This window comes from Pseudorhizobium sp. NPDC055634 (assembly GCF_053618655.1).
In genome coordinates, this window is record NZ_JBSHHW010000002.1 from 280102 (window position 1) to 302507 (window position 22406).

General features: G+C 65.5%; 20 protein-coding genes and 1 tRNA gene. 10 read left to right on the forward strand and 11 right to left on the reverse strand.

What is annotated here, in order from left to right; all coding sequences use genetic code 11:
* The first annotated feature begins 263 nt into the window (after positions 1 to 263).
* The 3 genes from ACWGPT_RS04440 to ACWGPT_RS04450 all read left to right on the forward strand — a co-directional run bounded on the left by ACWGPT_RS04440 (position 264) and on the right by ACWGPT_RS04450 (position 3796).
* Positions 264 to 887 carry a ribonuclease D gene (locus ACWGPT_RS04440; protein ID WP_452604522.1) on the forward strand — a complete coding sequence of 208 codons (624 nt, stop codon included), beginning with the start codon at positions 264 to 266 and terminating at the stop codon, positions 885 to 887.
* Positions 888 to 969: 82 nt separating this feature from the next.
* The gene (locus ACWGPT_RS04445; RefSeq protein WP_452604370.1) at positions 970 to 1974 is read left to right on the forward strand and encodes a hypothetical protein; all 1005 of its coding nucleotides are present in this window, start codon (positions 970 to 972) and stop codon (positions 1972 to 1974) included.
* A gap of 199 nt (positions 1975 to 2173) precedes the next feature.
* The gene (locus ACWGPT_RS04450; protein WP_452604371.1) at positions 2174 to 3796 is read left to right on the forward strand and encodes a hypothetical protein; all 1623 of its coding nucleotides are present in this window, start codon (positions 2174 to 2176) and stop codon (positions 3794 to 3796) included.
* Between the two features lie 87 nt (positions 3797 to 3883).
* Here ACWGPT_RS04450 and rpsA read toward each other — a convergent pair whose 3' ends face one another.
* From rpsA to aroA, 3 genes are all read right to left on the reverse strand, one after another.
* Positions 3884 to 5590 carry a 30S ribosomal protein S1 gene (rpsA, locus tag ACWGPT_RS04455; protein WP_452604372.1) on the reverse strand — a complete coding sequence of 569 codons (1707 nt, stop codon included), beginning with the start codon at positions 5588 to 5590 and terminating at the stop codon, positions 3884 to 3886.
* A 152-nt stretch (positions 5591 to 5742) separates the two neighbouring features.
* Positions 5743 to 6378: a (d)CMP kinase gene (gene cmk / locus ACWGPT_RS04460; RefSeq protein ID WP_452604373.1), complete on the reverse strand. Its 636-nt coding sequence runs from the start codon at positions 6376 to 6378 to the stop codon at positions 5743 to 5745.
* Positions 6378 to 7745, reverse strand: a complete 1368-nt coding sequence (gene aroA / locus ACWGPT_RS04465) for a 3-phosphoshikimate 1-carboxyvinyltransferase (RefSeq protein WP_452604374.1) — start codon at positions 7743 to 7745, stop codon at positions 6378 to 6380. The genes cmk and aroA overlap by 1 nt, the downstream gene beginning before the upstream one ends.
* 218 nt (positions 7746 to 7963) lie before the next feature.
* Here aroA and ACWGPT_RS04470 point away from each other — a divergent pair, with 218 nt between their 5' ends.
* The 3 genes from ACWGPT_RS04470 (at position 7964) to ACWGPT_RS04480 (ending at position 9961) form a co-directional block, all read left to right on the forward strand.
* Positions 7964 to 8347 carry a TIGR02300 family protein gene (locus ACWGPT_RS04470; RefSeq protein ID WP_452604375.1) on the forward strand — a complete coding sequence of 128 codons (384 nt, stop codon included), beginning with the start codon at positions 7964 to 7966 and terminating at the stop codon, positions 8345 to 8347.
* 150 nt (positions 8348 to 8497) lie between these two features.
* Positions 8498 to 8573, forward strand: a tRNA-Ala gene (locus ACWGPT_RS04475).
* A 131-nt stretch (positions 8574 to 8704) separates the two neighbouring features.
* Complete coding sequence (locus ACWGPT_RS04480) at positions 8705 to 9961, forward strand: alpha/beta hydrolase (protein WP_452604376.1); 1257 nt, start codon at positions 8705 to 8707, stop codon at positions 9959 to 9961.
* Positions 9962 to 9969: 8 nt separating this feature from the next.
* Here ACWGPT_RS04480 and ACWGPT_RS04485 read toward each other — a convergent pair whose 3' ends face one another.
* The 6 genes from ACWGPT_RS04485 to ACWGPT_RS04510 form a co-directional block, all read right to left on the reverse strand.
* Complete coding sequence (locus ACWGPT_RS04485) at positions 9970 to 10974, reverse strand: ABC transporter ATP-binding protein (protein WP_452604377.1); 1005 nt, start codon at positions 10972 to 10974, stop codon at positions 9970 to 9972.
* A gap of 11 nt (positions 10975 to 10985) precedes the next feature.
* The gene (locus tag ACWGPT_RS04490) at positions 10986 to 12050 is read right to left on the reverse strand and encodes a Gfo/Idh/MocA family protein (RefSeq protein ID WP_452604378.1); all 1065 of its coding nucleotides are present in this window, start codon (positions 12048 to 12050) and stop codon (positions 10986 to 10988) included.
* Entirely contained in the window at positions 12047 to 12886 is an 840-nt protein-coding gene (locus tag ACWGPT_RS04495) for a carbohydrate ABC transporter permease (RefSeq protein ID WP_452604379.1), read from the reverse strand. The genes ACWGPT_RS04490 and ACWGPT_RS04495 overlap by 4 nt, the downstream gene beginning before the upstream one ends.
* A 10-nt stretch (positions 12887 to 12896) precedes the next feature.
* Positions 12897 to 13847, reverse strand: a complete 951-nt coding sequence (locus ACWGPT_RS04500; protein ID WP_452604380.1) for a carbohydrate ABC transporter permease — start codon at positions 13845 to 13847, stop codon at positions 12897 to 12899.
* 188 nt (positions 13848 to 14035) lie between these two features.
* The gene (locus tag ACWGPT_RS04505) at positions 14036 to 15292 is read right to left on the reverse strand and encodes an ABC transporter substrate-binding protein (protein WP_452604381.1); all 1257 of its coding nucleotides are present in this window, start codon (positions 15290 to 15292) and stop codon (positions 14036 to 14038) included.
* A 25-nt stretch (positions 15293 to 15317) separates the two neighbouring features.
* Complete coding sequence (locus ACWGPT_RS04510) at positions 15318 to 16232, reverse strand: N-acetylmuramic acid 6-phosphate etherase (RefSeq protein ID WP_452604382.1); 915 nt, start codon at positions 16230 to 16232, stop codon at positions 15318 to 15320.
* Positions 16233 to 16437: 205 nt separating this feature from the next.
* Between ACWGPT_RS04510 and ACWGPT_RS04515 the strand changes: the two genes are divergently transcribed.
* The 4 genes from ACWGPT_RS04515 to nagA are packed head-to-tail and all read left to right on the forward strand — an operon-like array spanning position 16438 to position 20252.
* On the forward strand, positions 16438 to 17316 hold the full coding sequence (locus ACWGPT_RS04515; protein ID WP_452604383.1) for a BadF/BadG/BcrA/BcrD ATPase family protein: 879 nt from the start codon (positions 16438 to 16440) through the stop codon (positions 17314 to 17316).
* Entirely contained in the window at positions 17313 to 18074 is a 762-nt protein-coding gene (locus ACWGPT_RS04520; RefSeq protein ID WP_452604384.1) for a GntR family transcriptional regulator, read from the forward strand. Before ACWGPT_RS04515 ends, ACWGPT_RS04520 begins: the two co-directional genes overlap by 4 nt.
* Position 18075: 1 nt before the next feature.
* A complete protein-coding gene (locus ACWGPT_RS04525; protein WP_452604385.1) occupies positions 18076 to 19098 on the forward strand; it encodes an SIS domain-containing protein in 1023 nt (340 codons plus the stop codon).
* Complete coding sequence (gene nagA / locus ACWGPT_RS04530) at positions 19095 to 20252, forward strand: N-acetylglucosamine-6-phosphate deacetylase (protein ID WP_452604386.1); 1158 nt, start codon at positions 19095 to 19097, stop codon at positions 20250 to 20252. The genes ACWGPT_RS04525 and nagA overlap by 4 nt, the downstream gene beginning before the upstream one ends.
* Here nagA and ACWGPT_RS04535 read toward each other — a convergent pair.
* Together ACWGPT_RS04535 and ACWGPT_RS04540 are read right to left on the reverse strand one after the other, a co-directional pair.
* A complete protein-coding gene (locus tag ACWGPT_RS04535) occupies positions 20240 to 21625 on the reverse strand; it encodes a sensor histidine kinase (protein WP_452604387.1) in 1386 nt (461 codons plus the stop codon). The genes nagA and ACWGPT_RS04535 overlap by 13 nt on opposite strands.
* Positions 21622 to 22299 carry a response regulator gene (locus ACWGPT_RS04540; RefSeq protein ID WP_452604388.1) on the reverse strand — a complete coding sequence of 226 codons (678 nt, stop codon included), beginning with the start codon at positions 22297 to 22299 and terminating at the stop codon, positions 21622 to 21624. The genes ACWGPT_RS04535 and ACWGPT_RS04540 overlap by 4 nt, the downstream gene beginning before the upstream one ends.
* Positions 22300 to 22406 lie beyond the last annotated feature (107 nt).

Below are 22406 nucleotides of genomic sequence, written 5' to 3' on the forward strand. Positions count from 1 at the left end.
TGCGTCGGGCTTTAAACTTGATCGGCAATTGGGAGGAGGAGGAGATTGCCGATCTCATCTAACGACGCTGGGAGGAGGAGTGCGTCGCTTCGATGCCAGACATATAGGGTGCGCCTGATGCATTGCCAAGAGCTAAAGTGCATTGCAGCAATGCATGCGGCGCAGAGCTCTCGGTCAGGGCCAAGTTGGCCGAAGCCGGTGCTCCGCCTTGCCGCGGGGCCGGCTCTGTGGCATTGCCACTGGAGCAATCCATGGGGCAGACGATGAGCAGCATTCGCTACCACGAAGGTGACATTTCCGCGGCCGATGCCGCCCGCTACACCGGCGACATCGCGATCGACACCGAGACGCTCGGGCTTGTTCCGCGCCGCGACCGCCTCTGCGTCGTGCAGCTGTCGCCCGGCGACGGGACGGCGGATGTCATCCGCATCGCTGCCGGGCAGAAGCATGCGCCGAACCTCGTGGGCCTGCTCGCCGACTCGTCGCGCCGAAAGATCTTCCACTATGGCCGCTTCGATATCGCCGTGCTGTTTCACACGTTCGGCGTCACCACCACGCCGGTCTTCTGCACCAAGATCGCTTCGCGACTGACACGGACCTATACGGATCGCCACGGGCTGAAGGACAACCTGCGGGAAATGCTCGACATCGACGTTTCCAAGGCCCAGCAGCAGTCGGACTGGGCAGCCGACACGCTCTCGCCCGCCCAGCTGGAATATGCGGCGTCCGACGTCCTCTACCTTCACGCGCTTGCGGATAAGCTCACGCAGCGTCTCACGCGCGACAATCGACTTGAACTCGCGCAGGCCTGCTTCGAATTCCTGCCGACGCGGGCGAAGCTCGACCTCCTGGGCTGGGAAGAGACGGACATCTTCGCCCACAGCTGATCGCGCGGGTTCCGGGCATGCCCGGTTAACGTGCAATTAAGACGGTCATCCTATCCTCACGTGCGACCGGCACGGGTGGATCATGATACTTCCCACAGACGCAGCATTCGGCAAAGTCGCGACGAACCTGATGCACTCGGTGCTCGAGAGTATCGAGGAGCGGCGTCGGGAAGACGAGGAAGCGGCGACCGGCAAGCGCCGGGACATGGTGGCCGAGGCCCGTGTCAGCGCCAGCACAGAGGCCAAGCGCGCGAAAGACAAGATCGCCGAGGCCCTGTTCAGCCTCAACCACGTCGACCCGAACCAGCTGAAGATCGAGCTTATCGAGCGCCTGGTGGGAAAGCTGGGCATGGATCTCGAAGAGAACAGATCCAATTACGCACTCGGAAAGGCGATCGAGGATGCGCTGAAGGAACTCGATCCGGTCGAGCTCATGAAGCTCGAGCGAGACCTCGGGCTGCGCGCGATGGGGATCACGCTCGATACCCTCGTCGCCGCGATCAAGAACCCGCACGGCGATGACAACCAGCGCCTGATGGAGGGGCTGTCCAACGCCGCGAGCGGCACGAACGGCTTCGACGTCCGGCGGGTCCTCCAGCGCCTGGAGGAAGTCGCCGCTCCGAAAACACTGGAAGAACTCAAGCTCGGTCCGCAGGGTTATGATCCGACGCGCGTCGACGATGCGCAGGCGCAGGCCGAGCGGCAGGGCGACATCCGGATGCTGGAGGCCTCGTCGGGGCTTGAAGCCGTGCAGAAGATGCAGGAAGCGGCGTCGGAAGTCGACAGCGAGCGGGCCACGGCCGAACCGGCGGAGGCCGATACCCGACCGGATGAGTTGCTGGTCCTGGCGGCGGCCGTCGAACTGGCCGAGACTGTCGGCCCAGAGACCCAGGTCCCTCAGGACGCACCGCTGCCGGCAAACGGCGTCGCTCCGGCACCGCTCGCTGACGTGACCGCCGTCAACGCAGAGGCAGCCGAAGAACTGGCCGCAAGTGCTGCGATCGATGGCGAGGCCGCAACGATGATCCCCGTCACCGTCGATGAGATCGGCCTCTACGCGCTTCTGAAGAAGAGGCCGTGGGCGTAACACCGCTCCCCGCAATCTGACGATCGGCGGCGCGCCGCGGGCGCATTAACCATGCGTTAACCAATTTGCTGCACTCCTAGTCCATCAATCGGCAATGGTTGCGCCATGAGGCGTCGCGGGCCGCGGCGCGAGGCGCTGCGAGGAAGTTTCCCAGCAGTAGCCGATCTGTCTTGCCCATCGCGAAGACATGGAGCAGATCATGCTGCCGCCTGTTGGTGCTGGACTGAGCGCCTCCGCAGATCATCAGGATACCAGCCGGCCGACGATGCGCCCCTCGCCCGCCGTTCCGAGCGGCAGCCCCGTTGCGACCCGCCCTCTTCCCGCCGACCTTCTCGGCGGCGGCCGGATCGACACACTTTCGCTCTCCGGCCAGGTCCAGATGGCCCAGGGTCTCTCCCTTCTCGCCGAGACCGTGGGAACCTTGCTGAAGATCAGCCGGCGTGAAGGCGAGAGCCTTGAAGACTACACGAGCAGGCTGGCGGATGCCCTGAAGTCGCTGAGCCCGTCCCAGCGATCCGCGGTCGAGCAGAGCATCGCCCAGCTTGTGCGCGGCATCACCCTTCGCGTTCTCATCGACATCCTGAACAATCCGGCCGGCCCTGAGGCGGCAAGGCTCACCGCCTCTCTGGAAGGTCCGCCGGCAGCCGGTCGCGATGCAGCCGCCCGGGCCGTCGTAAGCTCCTACCGGCAGAACGACGCCGCAGCGGCTTCGCCCGGCGCGCCGGTGCACCGAACGGCGATCTCAGGAGAGGCCGGAGGCAACGCGAGCGCGCCGATTTTCGCGAAGACCGTTGCAGGCGAGCTCGCTGCGATTCCGCCCGCATCCGGTCGAGGCGAGGCAACGCCTTCTCCGCCAACAGCCGCCCCGACGTCCCTGCCGGCCACCACAGGCTCCGCGTCGCCGGCCCTGCCGGTCGCGGTCACCGCTCAGGAACCGCGGACTGCCTTGCTTGCGACGCAGGACCCGGCACCGGCCACGACCCGCGGCACGGCGCCTGCTCCGGCTTCCGGTCAAGGTTCGCTTCCGGCCGGTCCCGACGATCTGCAGCCGGAAGAGGCCGGTGGCAGCCGTTCGCCGGTCGCCGCAAACCCCGCCACATCCCGCCCAGACGCCGCACTCCAGCCTCCGTCGGCAAGGCGTGCGACTGCTGGAGCGCCCGCCATATACGATGGCCCGGCGCTGGCGCGGCTCGCCCATCAGGCGGTCGCGGATTCAAAAAGCAGGTTGTTGCAGGATGTGCTGTTCCAGGGCCCGGCATCCGTCAGCCAATCCGGGGAGGCTGCAAGTACCGGCAGGGTTTCCGGCCTGCGGGCCCTCCCCCCGTCCGGGGGAGATCAGCCAATCGCCGAGAGCGCCGCCCAACCCGTCCGTCCGCCGGCTGGCGCTTCCCTGCCCGGGCAGGGGGAGACGGCCCTGGCCCGTCCCGCCGACCTCCAAGGCATTCCTGCCGCGGAAGCACAACCCTCCGGCAGCAGGGCGGTCGCCCAGATGGTCGCGATAGCCCAGCCGCTCACCGATCCTGCGGCCTTTATCCTTGCGGCGCCCATGCTTGCGCGCGAAGGCCTTGCCCAGATTCTGGTGACCTATCCACCGGCGCCGGAAGCACCCGAGGAAGAGGAGCGCGACGTCGAAAGGCTCTCCGCCATCGATGACGAAGGCGACGGCCGCTCTTCCCACCAGGACGCGCAGGGCAAGGACGAGGATCCGGCCGATGGTGCGCCCGGCGACAAGGACGGTGACGACGACGGTGACGAGGGCGAGGGCGACCCTTCGCTCGACAACGCCCAGGATCTCTACCGCCGCATGGCCGATCTCGCCTGACCTGAGCTAACCGGGCCCCTGGTCCCGGAAACGAAAAAGGCCGCCGGACTTTCGTCCGACGGCCTTCGTTCTGTTCGGTAACAGCGATTACTCGTTGTTGCCGCGGTTCTTCAGGGCTGCGCCCAGGATGTCGCCGAGCGACGCACCGGAGTCGGACGAGCCGAACTGAGCGACGGCTTCCTTCTCTTCGGCGATCTCGAGAGCCTTGATCGACAGCATGACCTTGCGATCCTTCTTGGAGAAGTTGGTGACGCGTGCGTCGACAACCTGACCAACTGAGAAACGCTCCGGACGCTGTTCGTCGCGGTCGCGCGACAGGTCGGCACGACGGATGAACGAGGTGATGTCGTCGTGGTTGACGAGCTTCACTTCGATGCCGCCATCGTTGACGCCGATGACTTCGCAGGAAACGACAGCGTTCTTGCGCAGGTCGCCGGAAGCGGCAGCATCACCGACCGAGTCGCGGCCGAGCTGCTTGATGCCGAGCGAGATGCGCTCCTTCTCGACGTCCACATCCAGAACGACAGCCTTGACGACGTCGCCCTTGTTGTACTCCTCGATGACCTGTTCGCCCGGACGGTTCCAGTCGAGGTCGGAGAGGTGGACCATGCCGTCGACGTCGCCTTCGAGGCCGATGAACAGGCCGAACTCGGTCTTGTTCTTGACTTCGCCTTCGACTTCAGTGCCGGCCGGATGCGAGTAGGCGAATGCCTGCCACGGGTTTTCCAGCGTCTGCTTGAGGCCGAGCGAGATACGGCGCTTGGACGGATCGACTTCGAGAACGACAACGTCGACATCCTGCGTCGTGGACAGGATCTTGCCGGGGTGTACGTTCTTCTTGGTCCAGGACATTTCCGAGATGTGGATCAGGCCTTCGATGCCCGGCTCCAGCTCGACGAACGCACCGTAGTCGGTGATGTTCGTGACCGTACCGGAGATCTTCTTGCCGATCGGGTACTTGGCCGCGATGCCATCCCACGGATCCGACTCGAGCTGCTTCATGCCGAGCGAGATGCGGTGGGTTTCCTGGTTGATGCGGATGATCTGTACCTTGACCGACTGGCCGATGGACAGGATTTCCGACGGATGGTTGACGCGACGCCATGCCATATCGGTGACGTGCAGCAGGCCGTCGATGCCGCCGAGGTCGACGAACGCACCGTAGTCGGTGATGTTCTTGACGACGCCGTCGACAACCTGGCCTTCTTCGAGGTTCTGAACGATTTCAGAACGCTGCTCGGCACGGGACTCTTCGAGAACGGTACGGCGCGAAACGACGATGTTGCCGCGACGCTTGTCCATCTTGAGGATTTCGAAGGGCTGCGGGTTGTGCATCAGCGGGGTGACGTCGCGGATCGGACGGATGTCGACCTGCGAACGCGGAAGGAAGGCCACGGCGCCGTCCAGATCGACGGTGAAACCACCCTTGACCTGGTTGAAGATGATGCCTTCGACGCGCTCGCCGGCCTCGAACTTGGCTTCGAGCTTGACCCAGCTTTCTTCGCGGCGAGCCTTCTCGCGCGACAGAACAGCTTCGCCGAGGGCGTTTTCGATGCGCTCGACATAGACTTCGACTTCGTCGCCGACCTTCAGCGAACCGTCCTTGCCCTTGACGCCGAATTCCTTCAGCGCGATGCGACCTTCGACCTTAAGGCCGACGTCGACAACCGCCATATCCTTTTCGATCGCGGTGACGATGCCCTTGGTCACATAGCCTTCGGCCAGATCGGTCTGTGCGAAGGATTCTTCGAGGAGGGCTGCAAAGTCCTCCCGCGTGGGGTTAGATACTGCCATGAAATCTCCTGAGAGTGTCCGTGTCGGACACATGCGCGCCGGTGGTTCGTGTTGAACACGCTCGAAGCCAAGTCCGCCTCATCTTAAGAGGCTATCCGGCGCAAGGACTGGTCTGCGAGCTTAAGGGACGTGCCGGCGGAACCGGCAGGCCATCAATCTTTCTTCAGGGCAGCGTCGATAAGGCTCTTCGCGGCCTGAAACGCGGCTTCTATACTCATTTCCGACGTATCTAGCAAGTGTGCATCGTCGGCGGGCTTGAGCGGGCTGTCGGCGCGGCCCATGTCGCGCTCGTCGCGCTTCTTCACGTCGGCGAAGATCGCCTCGAAATCGGCCTCGCCGCCGGCGGCGACGATCTCGTCGAAGCGGCGCTTCGCGCGCACTTCCGGCGACGCGGTGACGTAGAGCTTGACGGGCGCCCGGGGGCAAACCACGGTCCCGATGTCGCGGCCGTCGAGGACCGTGCCGGGCTCGCGCAGCGAGAACGTCCGCTGCGCCTCCACCAGCGACCGGCGCACCGACGGCATGACGGCGATCCTGGAGGCCGCCTCCCCGATCTCGTGGCGCGAAAGCACGGCGCGATCGAGCCCGCCGAGATCGACATCGCGCGCCATCTTCTCGGCGACCGCCTCGTCATCGAGGGGCAGGCCCGCATCGAGCAGCGCCTTGGCGGTCGCCCGGTAGGTCAGGCCGGTGTCGAGATGCTGGAACCCGTAGATCTCGGCGATGCGTCGCGACAGCGTGCCCTTGCCGGCGGCCGCGGGCCCGTCGATGGCTATGACGAAGCCCATCAGGCCGCCCTGCTTTCCACGGGTTCGATCCGGGCGCCGAGGCCCGCCATCAGGTCCATGAACTCGGGGAAGCTCGTGGCGATGATGCCGGCGTCGTCCACCGTGACCGCATGCTCGGCCACGAGGCCCATGACGAGGAAGCTCATCGCGATGCGGTGGTCGAGATGCGTGACGACCGCGGAACCGGAGGCGTTCCCGTAGCCCCGGCCATCGGGCCTGCCGCGAACCACCAGGGTTTCCTCTCCCTCGTCGCAGTCGACGCCGTTGAGCTTCAGCCCGTCCGCAACGGCGGACAGCCGATCGGACTCCTTCACCCGCAGTTCCTCCAGCCCGAGCATGGTCGTGGTGCCCTCGGCGAATGCCGCGGCGACCGCGAGGACAGGATATTCGTCGATCATCGAGGGCGCCCGGTCGGCCGGCACGGTAACACCCTTCAGTTCGGAATGGCGCACGCGCAGGTCCGCGACATCCTCGCCGCCGGCCAGTCGCGGATCGAGGATCTCGATATCCGCACCCATTTCCTGGAGCGTCAGGATAAGGCCCGTCCTCGTCGGGTTCATCAGCACGTTTTCGATCGTGACGTCGGAACCCGGTACCAGGATGGCCGCGACAAGCGGGAAAGCGGTCGATGACGGATCGCCGGGAACATCGATGACCTGGCCCACCAGTTTTCCGCGACCTTCCAGCCTGATCGTGCGCACGCCGTCGGCATCCGTCTCGACGCTGAGGTCGGCGCCGAAGCCCTGCAGCATCTTCTCGGTATGGTCACGCGTCATCACCGGCTCGATCACCGTGGTGATGCCGGGCGTGTTGAGGCCGGCAAGCAGGACCGCCGACTTCACCTGCGCGGAGGCCATCGGCACGCGGTAGGTGATGGGGTTCGGTATGGCCGGTCCGCGCAGGGTTACCGGCAGGCGGTCGCCCTCGGCAGCCTTGACCTGGACGCCCATCTCGCGGAGCGGATTGAGCACCCGGCCCATGGGGCGCTTGGTGAGCGAAGCGTCGCCGATGAAGGTGCTGTCGAAATCGTAGACGCCGACGAGACCCATGGTGAGCCGGCAGCCGGTGCCGGCATTGCCGAAATCGAGCGGCGCGTCAGGCGCCAGCAGCGCGCCATTGCCGGTCCCCTGGATGATCCACTCGTTGCCGATCTTCTCGATCTTCGCGCCCATGGCGCGCATGGCCTTGCCGGTGTTGATGACGTCCTCGCCTTCGAGAAGGCCCGTGATGCGCGTTTCGCCAGCGGCAAGTCCGCCAAACATGAAGGACCGGTGCGAAATCGACTTGTCGCCGGGAATACGGACCGTGCCCTTCAGATCGGCGGATTTGAGCGATCTGGCCGGCTTCAACGCGACACCATGCGACATGGCTTGTCCTTCTGTTCTTGTCCCTGGTTTTGCCGGCGTCGTTAGCACAAAGCGGAAAGCCGGTCATCCGGCTAATTTGGCCTTGAGGACCCGGTCAAGTTTACCTTTGACAGAAAACGGCGCAGGCCTTATGGGGACCGGCTTAGTTTTTTCTCACCCGTTGACAGCCGCTCCGGCGGCAAGCCGACCTGATCGGCCAGACTCACGAGGCTTTCACAGTGGCAAAAGCGGAACTCGGAACCAAACGCACCGACCCCGATACCGGCAAGAAGTTCTACGACCTCAACCGCGACCCGGTCGTCTCCCCCTATACCGGCAAGTCCTGGCCGCTTTCCTTCTTCGAGGAAAACACGGCCCAGATGAAGATGGAGCAGGCCGAGGAGGAAGAGATCCAGGAAGTCGACACCGAGAACACGGACGTCGAACTGGCTTCGAGCGACGACGGCGACGATACCGGCGGCGACGACATTCCGGATATGGGCGATGACGATGTCGAGATCGAAGGCGACGACGACGACACGTTCCTGGAAGCCGACGAAGACGACGATGACGACGACATGACCGGCATCATCGGCGTCACCGGCGACGACGACGAAGCCTGATCCGACGACCTTTGGCCCGGCGAAACGAAAATTTCGGCGGGCCATCCAAAAACGGCTTGCACTCTCCCCAAACCGGAAGTAATAAGCCGCCACTCCGCAGCGAACAGCACGGAGTTCCCAGGACCGGACTGAATGCCGGACCACCCTGATGGGGCTATAGCTCAGCTGGGAGAGCGCTTGCATGGCATGCAAGAGGTCAGCGGTTCGATCCCGCTTAGCTCCACCAAATCCTTCCTTCCCACCAAAGCTGTTGAATAGATATGGCACCTCTCGTGCGACGGTCCTGATTGCGCACTGTTTGACCGTGCAGGGCCTCGCGATCATTGACAACCCCTTCCATTCCCGCTGAATGGCGGGATGATGTCTGGCGTTTCCGATCGTTACCGCCTTGCAGTGGTTTCCGTGGTCCTGCTTCTCGCAGCAAGCCTGTCGGGCTGCGCCGGGCGACCCGAGGGTGTCCTCGTTCCGACGGCGGCGGCGGCGACCGCGCCCGGAACGCAGGTCGACATGCTGGTCGCCACGACGCGGTCTCCCTCCGCCAACCCCGGCATCCTGTTTTCCGGGGAGCGCGGCAGCGACCTCACGATTACCGAGATTGCCGTTTCCATACCTCCAGACGTTAATCGCAAGATTGGGGAGGTCCAGTGGCCGAAAAGGCTGCCGCCGGACCCGTCGCGGGAATTCGCCACCGCGCGCGTCGTGCCGGTCGATACGGCGCAGGCGCGAACCTGGCTCGTCCGCCACCTGCCACCGAGCGGGCGGGTGCTCGTGTTCGTCCACGGCTTCAACAACCGCTACGAGGATGCGGTCTACCGCTTCGCCCAGATCGTCCACGATTCCAAGGCGGATGTGGCGCCCATCCTGTTTACCTGGCCCTCGCGCGCCTCGATCTTCGACTACAACTACGACAAGGAAAGCACGAACTATTCGCGCGACGCGCTGGAGGAAATGCTGGACGCGATCGCCGACAATCCCAAGGTCCGCGAAGTGACCGTGATGGCGCATTCCATGGGGTCATGGCTGACGGTCGAGGCCCTGCGGCAGATGGCGATCCGCCACGGCCGGGTTTCGCCGAAGATCCAGAACGTCATTCTCGCCTCGCCCGATCTCGACGTCGACGTGTTCGGCCAGCAGTACAAGGCACTGGGGCCGGGCCGTCCGGATTTCACGCTGTTCGTCTCGCGCGACGATCGTGCGCTGCAGCTGTCGCGCCGCATCTCGGGCAATATCGACAGGCTCGGCCAGATCGACCCCAGCGTCGAGCCGTACCGGACCGAGTTCGAGGCGGCCGGAATTTCCATCATCGACCTCACGGCGCTGAAGAGCGGCGATCCGCTGAACCACGGCAAGTTCGCGCAAAGCCCGCAGGTCGTGCAGCTGATCGGGACGCGGCTGCTCACCGGGCAGACGATCACGGATTCGAATGTCGGCCTGGGCGACCGGATCGGGGCGGTGGCGCTCGGTACGGCGCAGACCGTCGGAGGCGTGGCAAGCGCCACCGTCAACGCGCCGATCGCCGTCTTCGACGCCAATACCCGCCGCAATTACGACGAACAGCTTCGCCGGGTGGGGCGCTCGCTCGAGAACACGGTCATCTCCACCATTCCCCAATAGGGCGCGGTTCAGCCGCGGATCGCCCTGCCGTCGGCATCGAAGCGATGCATGCCGGCGGCATCTGGCGTGGCGAAGACGACGTCTTCGGGAGCGTAGGGATGTTCGCCGAAGAGGCGGACCGTCAGCAGCCCCGTCGCTTCCGCCGAGAGGTAGACGATCGTGTCCGCGCCCAGGTGCTCGACATGCTCCACCTTCCCTTTCCACGTCCCGCTTTCGCGCGACAGCCTGATGTGCTCGGGGCGTATCCCCACCGTCACGGTCCCCGCCTCTCCCAATTGCTCGCCGGGGATGAAGTTCATCTGGGGCGATCCGATGAAACCGGCGACGAAGAGGTTCGCCGGGCGGTTGTAGAGTTCCATCGGCGAGCCGATCTGCTCGATCGCGCCGGCATTCAGCACGACGATCTTGTCGGCGAGCGTCATGGCCTCCACCTGATCGTGGGTGACGTAGATCATCGTCGCCTTGAGCCTCCGGTGGAGGGCGGCGATTTCCAGCCGCGTCTGGACGCGCAATGCGGCGTCGAGGTTCGACAGCGGCTCGTCGAACAGGAAGAGCTTGGGCTCGCGCACGATCGCGCGACCGATCGCGACCCGCTGGCGCTGGCCGCCGGAAAGTTCGGCCGGGCGGCGGGCGAGGTAGGGGTCGAGCGACAGCATGCCGGAAGCCCTGGCGACACGCTCCTCGATCACCGGTTTCGGCTCGCCCGCCTGCTTGAGGCCGAGGCCCATGTTGTCCTTCACCGTCAGGTGCGGATAGAGCGCGTAGGACTGGAAGACCATCGCGATCCCGCGCTTTGCCGGGGGCGTGTCTATGACCTCGGCGCCGTCGATCCGCACGCTTCCGGAGGTGGCGTCCTCGAGCCCTGCGATCACCCGGAGCAGCGTCGATTTTCCGCAGCCGGAGGGGCCGACGAAGATGACGAACTCGCCGTCCTCGACCGTGAGGTCTATGCCCTTCAGCACTTCGTGGCTTCCGAAGGCCTTGCGGATGGAGGACAGTTGCAGAGAACCCAAGGGCGTCTTCCTTACAAGATGATCGGTGCGCCGGTGCGCACGCTCTGGTCGGCGGCGAGGCAGATGCGCAGCGACTGCACGGCGTCGTTCATGTGCCGGTCGAGATCGATATTCTCGCGGATCGCCTTCAGCACGTAGGCCTGCTCCATGTCGCATAGATCCTGGTGTCCGGGTTCGCCGGCCATGGCGAGATCCTCGTCCGGGCGCAGGAAGCGGCCGTCAGGACCGGTCTCGGCACTGTGAACGCGGATCAGCGAGGTCTTCGTATGGGTGTCGATGTCGTCGGACTTCGCGTTCGGGTCCATGACGATCGAGACCGACCCGTTGGGCGACATGACGTCCTTCACGAAGAAGGCGGTCTCGGAAATCATCGGTCCCCAGCCGGCCTCGTACCAGCCGACCGAGCCGTCATCGAACATCACCTGCAGGTGGCCGTAATTGTACATGTCCGGCGCGATCTCGTCCGAGAGCCTCAGCCCCATGCCACGCACCTGCACCGGCCTGGCGTCGGTGATCTGGCACATGACATCGACATAATGAACGCCGCAATCGACGATCGGCGAGGTCGTCCGCATCAGCGCCTTGTGCGTCTCCCAGGTGGGGCCGGAGGACTGCTGGTTGAGGTTCATGCGGAAGACATAGGGCGGGCCCAGCTTGCGGGCCTCCTCGATCAGCCGCACCCAGGAGGGGTGATGGCGCAGGATATAGCCGATGACCAGCTTGCGGTCGGCCGCCTTCGCCGCCGCCACCACGCGCTCCGCGTCGGCGACGGTGGTCGCAAGCGGCTTTTCGACGAAGACGTGGCAGCCTGCGTCGAAGGCCATGACGGCATAATCGGCGTGGCTGTCGGAGTAGGTGCAGATCGAGCAGAGGTCCGGCTTCAGCTCCGCGAGTGCCTCGGGGAACGAGGGATGGATCGCGTAGCCCTGCAACTCGTCCGGCAGCGCCACCTCGGAGCGGTTAACGAGGCCGACGATCTCGAAACCGGGATTGTTGTGATAGGCGAGCGCATGGCTGCGGCCCATGTTGCCGAGGCCGGCGACGAGGACGCGGATGGGCTTGTCATGGGTATTCACTTGACGGCTCCGGAAGTAATGCCGCGGATCAGCTGCCGCGAGAAGATGACGTAGAGGACCAGAACGGGCAGGATGGCGAGCGAGAGCGCCGAAAGGACCGCGTTCCAGTTGGTGACGTACTGGCCGATGAACATCTGCGCGCCGAGCGTGATCGTCTTCGTCGCCTCGCCGGGGGCAAGGATGAGCGGGAACCAGAGATCGTTCCAGATCGGGATCATGGTGAAGACGGCGACCGTCGCCATGGCGGGCCGCACGAGCGGCAGCACGAGGCGGAAGAAGATCGCGTATTCCGACAGGCCATCGATGCGCCCGGCATTCTTCAGGTCGTGCGAGACCGTGCGCATGAATTCCGAGAGAATGAAGATCGCAAGGGGCAGGCCCTGCGCGGTGTAGACGAGGATCAGCGCCGTCAGCGTGTTGACGAGCCCGCTCGCCACCATGCCCTGCAGGATGGCGACCGTGCCCAGCCGGATCGGGATCATGATGCCGAGCGCCAGGTAGAGCCCCATCACCGTATTGCCGCGGAAGCGGTATTCCGACAGCGCGAAGGCCGCCATGGCGCCGAACAGTAGGACGAGCGCGATCGAGGCGACCGTGACGATCAGGCTGTTCTGGAAATAGCCGAGGAAATCGCCCTGGGCGAGAACCGTCTGGTAGCCGATCAGGCTGAAAGTCTCCGGCGTCGGCAACGCCATCGGCTCGCGGAAGATGGCGTTGCGGCTCTTCAGTGAATTCACCAGCGTCAGGAAGACGGGGAAGAGCGCGATCACCGTATAGGTGATCAGCGCCAGGTGGATCAGGCCGGAGCGCAGGAGGGACGAGCGGGCTTTCGACATGCTTCCTCCCTCAGAACTGGTAGCGGCGGATGCGGCGCTGGATGACGAAGAGGTAGAGCGAGACGCCGGCAAGGATGATCAGGAACATCACGGTCGCGATTGTCGCCCCCATCGGGCGGTTGCCCATCTGGTTCTGGAAGCCGAAGAATGTGCGGTAGAGCAGCGTGCCGAGGATATCCGTCGAGCCGTCCGGCCCGCCCAGCGCCCCCTGAACGGTGTAGATCAGGTCGAAGGCGTTGAAGTTGCCGACGAAGGTCAGCACCGAAATGATGCCGATCGCCGGCAGGATCAGCGGCAGCTTGATCTTCCAGAACTGGCTCCAGCCGGTAATCCCGTCTATCTCGGCTGCCTCGAGCACCTCGTCCGGGATATTGAGGAGCGCGGCGTAGATCAGCATCATCGGAATGCCGACATACTGCCAGACGGAGATCAGCGAGACGGTGATCAGCGCGCTGTCCGGCCTTCCGAGCCAGGGGGAAAACAGCGACTTCAGGCCCACCATGTCCATCAGCCCCGGAGCAATTCCCCAGATCGGCGAGAGGATGAGCTTCCAGATGAAGCCGACGATGACGAAGGACAGCAGCGTCGGGACGAAGATGGCGCTCCGGTAGAAGGCGGCGAACCGCAGGCCCGGCAGCGACAGCATGGCGGCAAGCGCGATGCCGATAGGGTTCTGCACGGCCATGTGGATGAGGAAGAAGATCGTGTTGTTCCAGAGCGCGTTCCAGAAGTCGGCGGCGAGCCGCGGGTCGCCGAACAGTCGCTTGAAGTTTGCCAGCCCGACGAAGGCCATCTCGCCGTTCACGACATTGAAGAGCGACAGCCGGAGCGTCTCGATCAGCGGCAGGATCATCACGGCCGTGTAGACCACGAACGCCGGGGCCAGGAAGACGAGGATATGCCAACGGACGGCGCGCCGGGGCGTGGCTGTCTCCGTTTCGGCACGATCGGCTTGGCTCATGGGTTCACTTCCGGAACGGCGGGGTGGTCGATCTTACAGCACGGCCTCCGGAGAGGAAGACCACTTCTGCGCCGCAACGGGACGGGATATCCCGCAACGCTTACGCAGCGCTCGATCGTTAAGGGGGCACCTCACCCTTCCCCCGCCTGCGGGGAAAGGGTGAGGTCGAAGCCCGGGAGGGCTCGCCCTTACTGCTTCGGCTTGTACCAGCTGTCGAGACCCTTCTGGGTTTCCTCGCCGGCCTGTTCCGGCGTCATCGTGCCGTTGATGACGTTGGCCGAAACCTTCCACATTTCCAGGTCGAGGTTCGGATCGCCGCGGCCGACGATGGCGGCGCTCGGGCGAATGGTCGTTTCGCAGTTCTCGCGCCAGGACACGAATTCCTGGGCGAGTTCATCCTGCATCGTGACCGGCGTGGAGTTCAGGCTGAAGAAGCCCGGTGCGGAGTTCGCATAAAGATCCGCGAATTCCGGAGAGGCCACCCAGGAGAGGAAGGTCCTGGCGGCTTCGGCATTCTTGCTGTTGGCGTTGAGGCCGATGCCGATATCGTTGTGGTCGGAGATGTAGCACTTGTCTCCTGCCGCCTTCACCGGCGGCGGGAAGGCGCCCATCTCGAAGTCGGCCTGGCTCTTGAACGGCGCGATCTCCCACGATCCGGCCGGATAGATGGCGGCGCGGCCGAGGGTGAAGAGGTTCTGGCTGTCCGGATAGGTCTGGGCCTCGAAACCGTCGCCGAGATAATCCTTCCACTTCGCAAGCGTCGCATAGGGCTCGACCCACTGCGGATCGGTGAGCTTCTGGGTGCCGGCGATCAGCGCCTTGCGCCCCTCCTCGCCCTTCCAGTAGTTCGGGCCGATATTGTAGTAGCCCATGGTCGCCGCTTCCCACTGGTCCTTGGTGCCCATGGCGAGCGGAATGTAGTTGCCGTCTTCCTTGAACTTCTCGAGGACCGCAAAGAAATCCTCCTCGGTCTTCGGCACCTCGACGCCGGCTTCCTCGAAGGCCGCCTTGTTGTAGATGAAGCCGTGGATGACCGAGGCCATCGGCACGCAGAACGTCGTGGCGCCATCGTCGGTGGTCCAGGCGGACTTGGCGACGTCGGAGAAGTTCTCCATGCCCGCCAGGTCGTTCAACGCGGCGAGCTGCCCCTTCTCGAACATGGCGAGCGACAGGTCGAACGGTCGGCAGGTGATGAGGTCGCCGGCGGTGCCCGCTTCCAGCTTGGCGTTGACGGCGGAATTGTATTCGGTCGGCGCCATCGGCGCGAACGTGACCTTGATACCGGGATGCTTGGCCTCGAAGGCCGGTATGATCTTCTCCTGCCAGATCGGCAGGTCGTCATTGCGCCAGCTCTCGATGGTGAGCTGGGTTTCCTGCGACCACGCGCCGCCGGCGGATGCGAGCACCGTGCCGGTCATGAGCATGGCTGTGAGAATGCGGGTCATGATGTTCTCCCTCTTGTTCGCGCGTTCAGGCGCGTTTGTGGAACCCGGTTGTCGTCTTGAATTCGGCGAGGGCGGAGCGCAGCACCTCCTGGTTTCGGGCGAGCGCCTGGCGGGCGGCGTCCGCGTCCCGCATTCCGGCCGCGAGGAGGACGGCGACCTTGACCGACCCTCCCGCACCGTCGAGCAGTCTCGCCGCCTCGTCTTCCGCCACGCCGGCGATATCGGCGACCATGCGCGCCGCGCGCACCCGCAGCTTGATGTTGTCGGGGCAAAGGTTGACCATGTGGCCGTCATGGACATGACCGAGCCTGACGGCGGCAAGCGTCGACAGCATGTTGAAGGCGATCTTCTGTGCCGTCCCGGCGCCCATCCGGGTGGAGCCCGCGATCACTTCCGGCGGAGTCTCCAGAAGGATGGCGACATCGGCATGGGCAAACAGGGCAGCGCCCGGATTGTTGGCGATGGCGACCACCTGGGCGCCGCGACGCTTCGCAGTCTCCGCGACGGCGAGCGCATAGGGGGTGGAGCCGCTCGCGGAGACGCAGACGACGCAATCGGCCGGCCCGATGATCGAAGCATCGACGCGGGCCTGGGCGACATCGTCTTCGGGCGAGCCCGCCAGGTCGCTGAGGCTTGCGACACCGCCGGCGAGCAGTACCACGATCCGGTCGTTATCGATCCCGTAGGTGCCGGGCAGTTCGAGCGCGTCCGCCATGGCCATCAGGCCGGAACTGCCCGCTCCCGCATAGACGAGCCGCCCACCCGAGCGAAGGGCGTTCGCCACGCTTTCGGCGGCAGTGTCGATCGAGGGAATTGCCGCATCGACTGCGGCAGCCGCGGCCTGCTGGCCGGACGCCAGGAGGCTCAGGATGTCGCGCGGCGACCGGGTATCAAGCCCGACGGCTTGCCCATGTCTGGCTTCGGTGGCGGTTCCGCTCATCCGTTTCTCCCTCTGCGGCAAAATGATGCCAAAAAAATACCAATTGTCCAGAAGGCAAATCGATAAATGTGCTTCGGCGGCAAATTCTGCGAGTGCGCGATGAAACGCCTAGCTTACAAAGGCCTTGAGCGTCTTAGGCTAGACCACCCAGCTTTCCCACTTGGTAATTGGTATTTTTTTGGTATCATATCCGCAGAGGTTGCACATGGACGGTTACATCATCGGCATCGACGGCGGCGGCACGAGTTGCAGGGCTGCGGTTGCGGACGCGCAGGGACGCATCCTGGGGCGCGGCCGAAGCGGTGCGTCCAACATCCTGACCGACCCCGACACCGCCCTCCGGCACATCGAGGAGGCAGCGCGGCTTGCATTCGGCGCGGCGGGGATCGCGGCCGACCTGTCGCAGGCATCCGCGCTTCTGGGCGTGGCCGGCAACAATGTCGGCGACGCCGTATCCTACGTCCAGGCTCGCCTGCCCTTCCGGCGTTCGGAGATCGTTTCCGACGGGCTGATCGCCCTTCAGGGCGCGCTGGGCGACGAGGACGGTGCCATCGGCATCGTCGGCACCGGCAGCATATTCATCCTGCGTCACGCGGGCGCGATCCACTATCTCGGCGGATGGGGTTTCCAGGTGGGGGACCTCGGAGGCGGCGCACGCCTCGGCCATGCGGCCTTGCAGGAGAGCCTTCTCGCGCATGACGGCATCCGGCCTGCCAGCGACCTTACCCGTTCGATCCTCGAGGAATTCGCCGGCGACCCGGGCAATGTCGTGGACTTCGCCCGCGCGGCCCGGCCGGGCGATTTCGGCCGATATGCACCCGTCGTCATCCGGTTTGCCGATCAGGGCGATCCGACCGCGCTGCGGCTGATGCGGGAAGCGGTGTCGCATGTCGACGAGGCGCTCGATGCCATCATCCGGATCAACGGGGGCACGGGGCGCCTCTGCCTGCTCGGTGGGCTGGCGGAGGTCTATCCCGCCTATCTGGCCGAACGGCATCGCACCCGGCTCGCGCCGCCGCTTGCCGATGCGCTGACGGGGGCCGTGGCGCTTGCCGTCAAGACGCTGGGGACGGAAACGTCATGACCGCCTCGCTCGCCTCTCTGCTCCCGCTCGACGGGCTTCCGGGATCCGGCGGCGGACCGCTCTATCTGAGGCTGCGGCAGGCGCTCGAAGAGGCAATCCAGTCGGGCAAGCTCGGCCATGGCGACGCGCTTCCCGCCGAGCGGGATCTTGCGGATTTCCTGAGCGTCAGCCGGGTCACGGTTCGCAAGGCGGTCGATGATCTCGTCCGCGACGGTCTGCTCGTGCGCCGGCAGGGTTCCGGCACCTTCGTCAAGAAGCCCGTCTCGCGCGTGCAGCAGCCGCTCTCACGGCTTACCTCCTTCACCGAGGACATGGCGCGGCGCGGACTGGACACGCGTTCGGAATGGCTGGAGCGCGGCCTGTTCCATCCGTCACCCGAGGAAATGATGATGCTCGGGCTTCCGGCCGGCACGATGGTCGCCCGCATCGGCCGGCTGCGCATCGCCAAGGACATGCCGCTGGCGATCGAGCGCGCGAGCCTGTCGACGGAATTCCTGGCCGATCCGGAATCGGTGACCACCTCGCTTTACGCGGAACTGGAAAAGAAGGGCGCCCGCCCGGTGCGCGCGATCCAGCGCATCTCGGCCTGTAACGTCAAGGAGCCGGAAGCGGGACTGCTTGCCGTGCCCGTCGGGGCCGCGGGCCTTTCGATCGAGCGCATTTCCTACCTTGCCTCCGGACGGGTGGTGGAATTCACCCGCTCGCTCTATCGCGGTGACACCTACGACTTCGTGGCCGAACTGACCCTGGGGGACTGACATGCAGACGCATATGCGGCGCGAGATCGACGAGATACCCGAGGCGGTCGCCAGGCTGCTGGAGAGATCGGCGGGCGATCTTGCCCGGGCCGGCAAGGCCCTGCGGGAGCGTGACCCGGCCTTCCTCGTGACCATTGCCCGCGGCTCCTCCGACCACGCGGCGACATATATCAAGTACGCGATCGAGCTTACGACCGGACGCCCGGTCGCCTCGCTCGGACCCTCGCTTGCGTCGATCTATCACGCGCCGATGAAGCTCGCGGGCAGCGCCGCGATCACCGTCTCGCAATCAGGCAAGAGCCCCGACATCGTCGCAATGGCCGAGGCGGCCGCGGAGGCGGGAGCGCTCACGCTTGCTCTTACCAATACGGCCGGCTCGCCGATGGCGCTCGCCGCTTCTCATGCGATCGATATAGAGGCGGGCCCGGAAGTCGCGGTGGCGGCAACCAAATCCTACTTCAACTCGATCGTGGCGGGTCTTGCGATCCTCGCCGAATGGCTGGACGATGCGGACCTGCGGCGGGCTCTGCGAGACCTTCCCGAGATCACCGCCCGCGCGGTCGCGGTCGAATGGACCGATCTTACCGGCCAGCTGGGCGACGCGGATTCGCTCTTCATGCTCGGACGCGGCCCGGCGCTTGCGATCGCCAGCGAAGCCGCGCTTAAATTCAAGGAAACCTCCAACATGCACGCGGAGGCCTATTCCTCGGCGGAAGTCCTGCACGGACCGGTGGCGCTCGTCGATCATCGCTTTCCGATCATCGCCTTCGCTGCCCGCGATGCCGCCGAGAGTTCGGTGGCGGGGATCGCGGACGATCTCGCCGGAAAGGGGGCGCTGGCCTTCGTGACCTCGAAGCGCGCCGGAAAGGCCGCGACGCTGCCGTTCATCCCCACCGGCCATCCGCTGACCGACGCACTCTGCCTCATCCTGCCCTTCTACGGCTTCGTGGAAGCCTGGTCGCGCGCCCGCGGCTACGATCCGGACAGGCCGGCGGCGCTCAAGAAAGTGACGGAAACGAAATGACTCCAAAGGCCATCCGAGGCGCCCGCATCTTCGACGGCGAGACCTGGCACGAGCGCTCCGCGCTTCTGCTCTCCGGCGGGCGCGTCGAAGCCATCGTTGCGGATACCGGGATTCCTGCCGGGTCGGAGATCGTCGACGCGGCCGGCGGGCTGATCGTCCCCGGTTTCGTCGACCTCCAGGTCAATGGCGGCGGCGGTGTCATGCTCAACGACGCGCCGACGGTCGCGGGGTTGCGGACCATCTGCTCCGCCCATGCGCGCTTCGGCACGACCGCGCTCCTGCCTACGCTGATCACCGACACGCCGGAGACGACCGCAGCCGTCATCGCCGCCGGACGGCAGGCCGTCGCCGCGAGCGTTCCGGGATTTCTCGGGCTGCATCTGGAAGGCCCCCACCTTTCGCTCGGCCGCAAGGGAGCACACGACCCATCGCTGATCCGTCCGATGGAACAGGCCGACCTCGAGCTTCTCCTCTCCTGCCGCGGCGCCTTCCCGGCAATGATGATCACCGTGGCGCCGGAGAACGCGACCGAAGCGCAGGTCTCGTGCCTGGCGGAAGCCGGTTTCGTCGTCAGTCTCGGGCATACGGACGCGGCATTCGAGACGGCCCTGCGCTACGCGGAGGCCGGGGCTCGCACGGTCACGCATCTCTTCAACGCCATGAGCCCGCTCGGCCACCGCGAACCCGGCATGGTCGGCGCCGCGCTGAATGTCGGCGGCCTGCATGCCGGGCTGATCGCCGACGGCATCCACGTCCATCCCGCCGCCATGGCGATCGCGATAAAGGCAAAACAGGGTCCGGGCCGCATCTTCGTCGTCACCGACGCCATGTCGCCGATCGGCACCGACCTCACGAGCTTCACCTTGAACGGTCGCGAAATCCTGAGGCGCGACGGGCGGCTGACGCTCGCCGACGGGACGCTCGCCGGCGCGGATATCGACATGCTGGCCTCGGTCCGTGTCCTGCATGGGACGCTCGGCCTTGCGATCGAGGAGGTGCTGCGAATGGTGTCCGCCTATCCGGCGGAGGCGGCAGGGGTCGCCGACCGCAAGGGCCGGCTTGCGCCCGGCCTGGATGCGGATTTCGTGGCCCTGACGGACGACCTCCGGATGAAGAGCACCTGGATCGGCGGGTCCTGCGTCTATTCGGAATGATCCTTGAGGGGAAACCTGATCCGGACGCACAGCCCGTGCCCGCCCGGCCCGTCCATAAGTTCGAGCCGGCCATGATGGAGTTCGGCGATCTCCTCGACGATCGGCAGGCCGAGGCCCGAGCCGGATGAATCGGCACGCGTGCCGCGGTCGAAACGCTGCATGACGGTGCTTCGCCGCTCCACGGGTATGCCCGGCCCGTTATCCTCAACCTCCAGGATGGCTTCCTGCCCCTCCCTCCTGATGCGGACCGTCATGTCCGCGCCCCGACCCGCATAAAGGAGCCCGTTGGCGAGAAGGTTCTTCAGCAGTTCTCCGAGGAGCATGGGCTCGCCTGCTATCGTCACCGTCCCGGCGCCCTCGTAGCCCAGATCGATACCGGCCTCGGCGGCGAGCGGCACGTGGTCGGCGGTCAGGCCCTGGGCCAGCGCCGACAGATCCACGTCCCTGAAGGAGGTCGAGCGCGTCGCGGCGTCGATCTTCGCCATCAGGAGCAGCTGGGCAAGCAGCCGCTCGCCGTCGGCGACCGCCAGATCGGCCTTGCGGACCGCGGCCCGGGCCGTCTCGATGTCGCCGGCCCGCGACGCGAGCGCGAGTTGCGTGCGGATGATGGCAAGCGGCGTGCGCAGCTGGTGGCTGGCATTCCCCGTGAAGTGCCGCAGGGCCTCGAGCGCCGATTCCAGCCGCACCATGAACGAGTTGACGGTGTCGACGAGGCTCTGGACCTCGCTCGGGACGCGCTCCACGATCGGGTGAAGGTCATCGGGGCTGCGCTCGGCGATCGCCTCGCTGAACCGGTAGAGCGGCCGAAGCGAGATGGTGACCGCGATCCAGACGATCACCGCGGCGCCGATGATCATGAACAGCAGCCGGGCCGCGGACCGGAACAGGATGGTCCGCATCAACTGCTGGCGGGCCATGGTCGTTTCGGCCACCGTGACGTTGAAGGGCACGGAATCGATGCCCGTCGAAGCGGAGCGTGCCAGCACCGCCACCCGGATGGGCTCGCCCCGGAACGTGGCGTCCTCGAAGGCGGCGGCCTGTCCCTCCGCGCGCGGGATGGACGGCAGGTTCTGGTAGCCCGTGATGAAGGTCCCGGGCGGCCCGTCGACCCGGTAGAAGACGCGGTCCTGCGCCGCCGATGTCAGCATTTCGAGGGCGACATAGGGGATGTCGACCTCCAGCCTGCCGTCCTCCGAGACCACGACGCGCTCGGCGATCGCCAGTGCCGAGCCCATCAGGACGCGGTCGGAGACCTCGTCCGCGGTCTTTTCGGCCTCGCGCCAGGTATCCGCGAGCGCCAGGGCCCCGAGGACCGCGGTGGCAAGGAGCAGCCAGGCGAGCAGCCGGCGTCGCAGGGAATAGGGATGGCTCATGGGTTGGGGGCCATGCTTTCGAGATAGTAGCCGATCCCGCGCGCGGTCCGGACGGTCAGCCCGTGCGGAGCGAGCCGCCGGCGCAACCGGCTGACATACTGCTCGATGGCATTGGCCGAGAGGTCCTCGTCGAAGCCGGTAAGCGACCTGACGATCGCATCCTTGGAGACCACCTTTCCCGACCGCAGGAACAGGAGTTCCAGAAGCGCGACCTCGCGGGCCGGGATATCGAGCGGGACACCCGCGCTCGTGAATGTCCGCGAGGTGAGGTCCAGCGTCACGCCGCCGAACTGGACGACGGAACTCCTCAGCCCCGCGTGCCGGCGAAGCAGCATGCGGATCCGCGCCTCGAACTCGGAAATGTCGAAGGGCTTGATCATGTAGTCGTCGGCGCCGAGATCAAGCCCGCGGACGCGCTCCTCCGGCGCGCCCCGTGCCGTGAGGATCATCACCGCCGCCTTGTTCTGCCTGGATCGCATCGAGCGCAGGACGTCGAGACCGTCCATTTCCGGCAGGTTCAGATCGAGGATGACGAGATCATAGGCCTCGGCAGCCGCGACCGCCTCCGCCGAGGCGCCGTCAGCCACCACGTCGACGGCATAGCCGCTGCCGCGCAGGAGCGTCGACAGGCCCTCGGCCAGCGCCTGATTGTCTTCCACCAGAAGAATTCGCACCTTGTCCCCCTCTGGACGCAGATTATCGCCTGCGATGCCGGTTGTCACGGAAGCCGGCGCGGGATCGCCGACTTGTGCTGCGGCGCCCGCCGGTGCATGGTCGAGGG

Excerpts from the sequence above, each read along its gene's own strand:
- ACWGPT_RS04440 (WP_452604522.1), top strand. The coding sequence starts at position 264 with ATGAGCAGCATTCGCTACCACGAAGGTGACATTTCCGCGGCCGATGCC.
- ACWGPT_RS04445 (WP_452604370.1), top strand. The coding sequence starts at position 970 with ATGATACTTCCCACAGACGCAGCATTCGGCAAAGTCGCGACGAACCTG.
- ACWGPT_RS04450 (WP_452604371.1), top strand. The coding sequence starts at position 2,174 with ATGCTGCCGCCTGTTGGTGCTGGACTGAGCGCCTCCGCAGATCATCAG.
- rpsA (WP_452604372.1), bottom strand. The coding sequence starts at position 5,590 with ATGGCAGTATCTAACCCCACGCGGGAGGACTTTGCAGCCCTCCTCGAA.
- cmk (WP_452604373.1), bottom strand. The coding sequence starts at position 6,378 with ATGGGCTTCGTCATAGCCATCGACGGGCCCGCGGCCGCCGGCAAGGGC.
- aroA (WP_452604374.1), bottom strand. The coding sequence starts at position 7,745 with ATGTCGCATGGTGTCGCGTTGAAGCCGGCCAGATCGCTCAAATCCGCC.
- ACWGPT_RS04480 (WP_452604376.1), top strand. The coding sequence starts at position 8,705 with ATGATGTCTGGCGTTTCCGATCGTTACCGCCTTGCAGTGGTTTCCGTG.
- ACWGPT_RS04495 (WP_452604379.1), bottom strand. The coding sequence starts at position 12,886 with ATGTCGAAAGCCCGCTCGTCCCTCCTGCGCTCCGGCCTGATCCACCTG.
- ACWGPT_RS04500 (WP_452604380.1), bottom strand. The coding sequence starts at position 13,847 with ATGAGCCAAGCCGATCGTGCCGAAACGGAGACAGCCACGCCCCGGCGC.
- ACWGPT_RS04505 (WP_452604381.1), bottom strand. The coding sequence starts at position 15,292 with ATGACCCGCATTCTCACAGCCATGCTCATGACCGGCACGGTGCTCGCA.
- ACWGPT_RS04510 (WP_452604382.1), bottom strand. The coding sequence starts at position 16,232 with ATGAGCGGAACCGCCACCGAAGCCAGACATGGGCAAGCCGTCGGGCTT.
- ACWGPT_RS04515 (WP_452604383.1), top strand. The coding sequence starts at position 16,438 with ATGGACGGTTACATCATCGGCATCGACGGCGGCGGCACGAGTTGCAGG.
- ACWGPT_RS04520 (WP_452604384.1), top strand. The coding sequence starts at position 17,313 with ATGACCGCCTCGCTCGCCTCTCTGCTCCCGCTCGACGGGCTTCCGGGA.
- ACWGPT_RS04525 (WP_452604385.1), top strand. The coding sequence starts at position 18,076 with ATGCAGACGCATATGCGGCGCGAGATCGACGAGATACCCGAGGCGGTC.
- nagA (WP_452604386.1), top strand. The coding sequence starts at position 19,095 with ATGACTCCAAAGGCCATCCGAGGCGCCCGCATCTTCGACGGCGAGACC.
- ACWGPT_RS04535 (WP_452604387.1), bottom strand. The coding sequence starts at position 21,625 with ATGAGCCATCCCTATTCCCTGCGACGCCGGCTGCTCGCCTGGCTGCTC.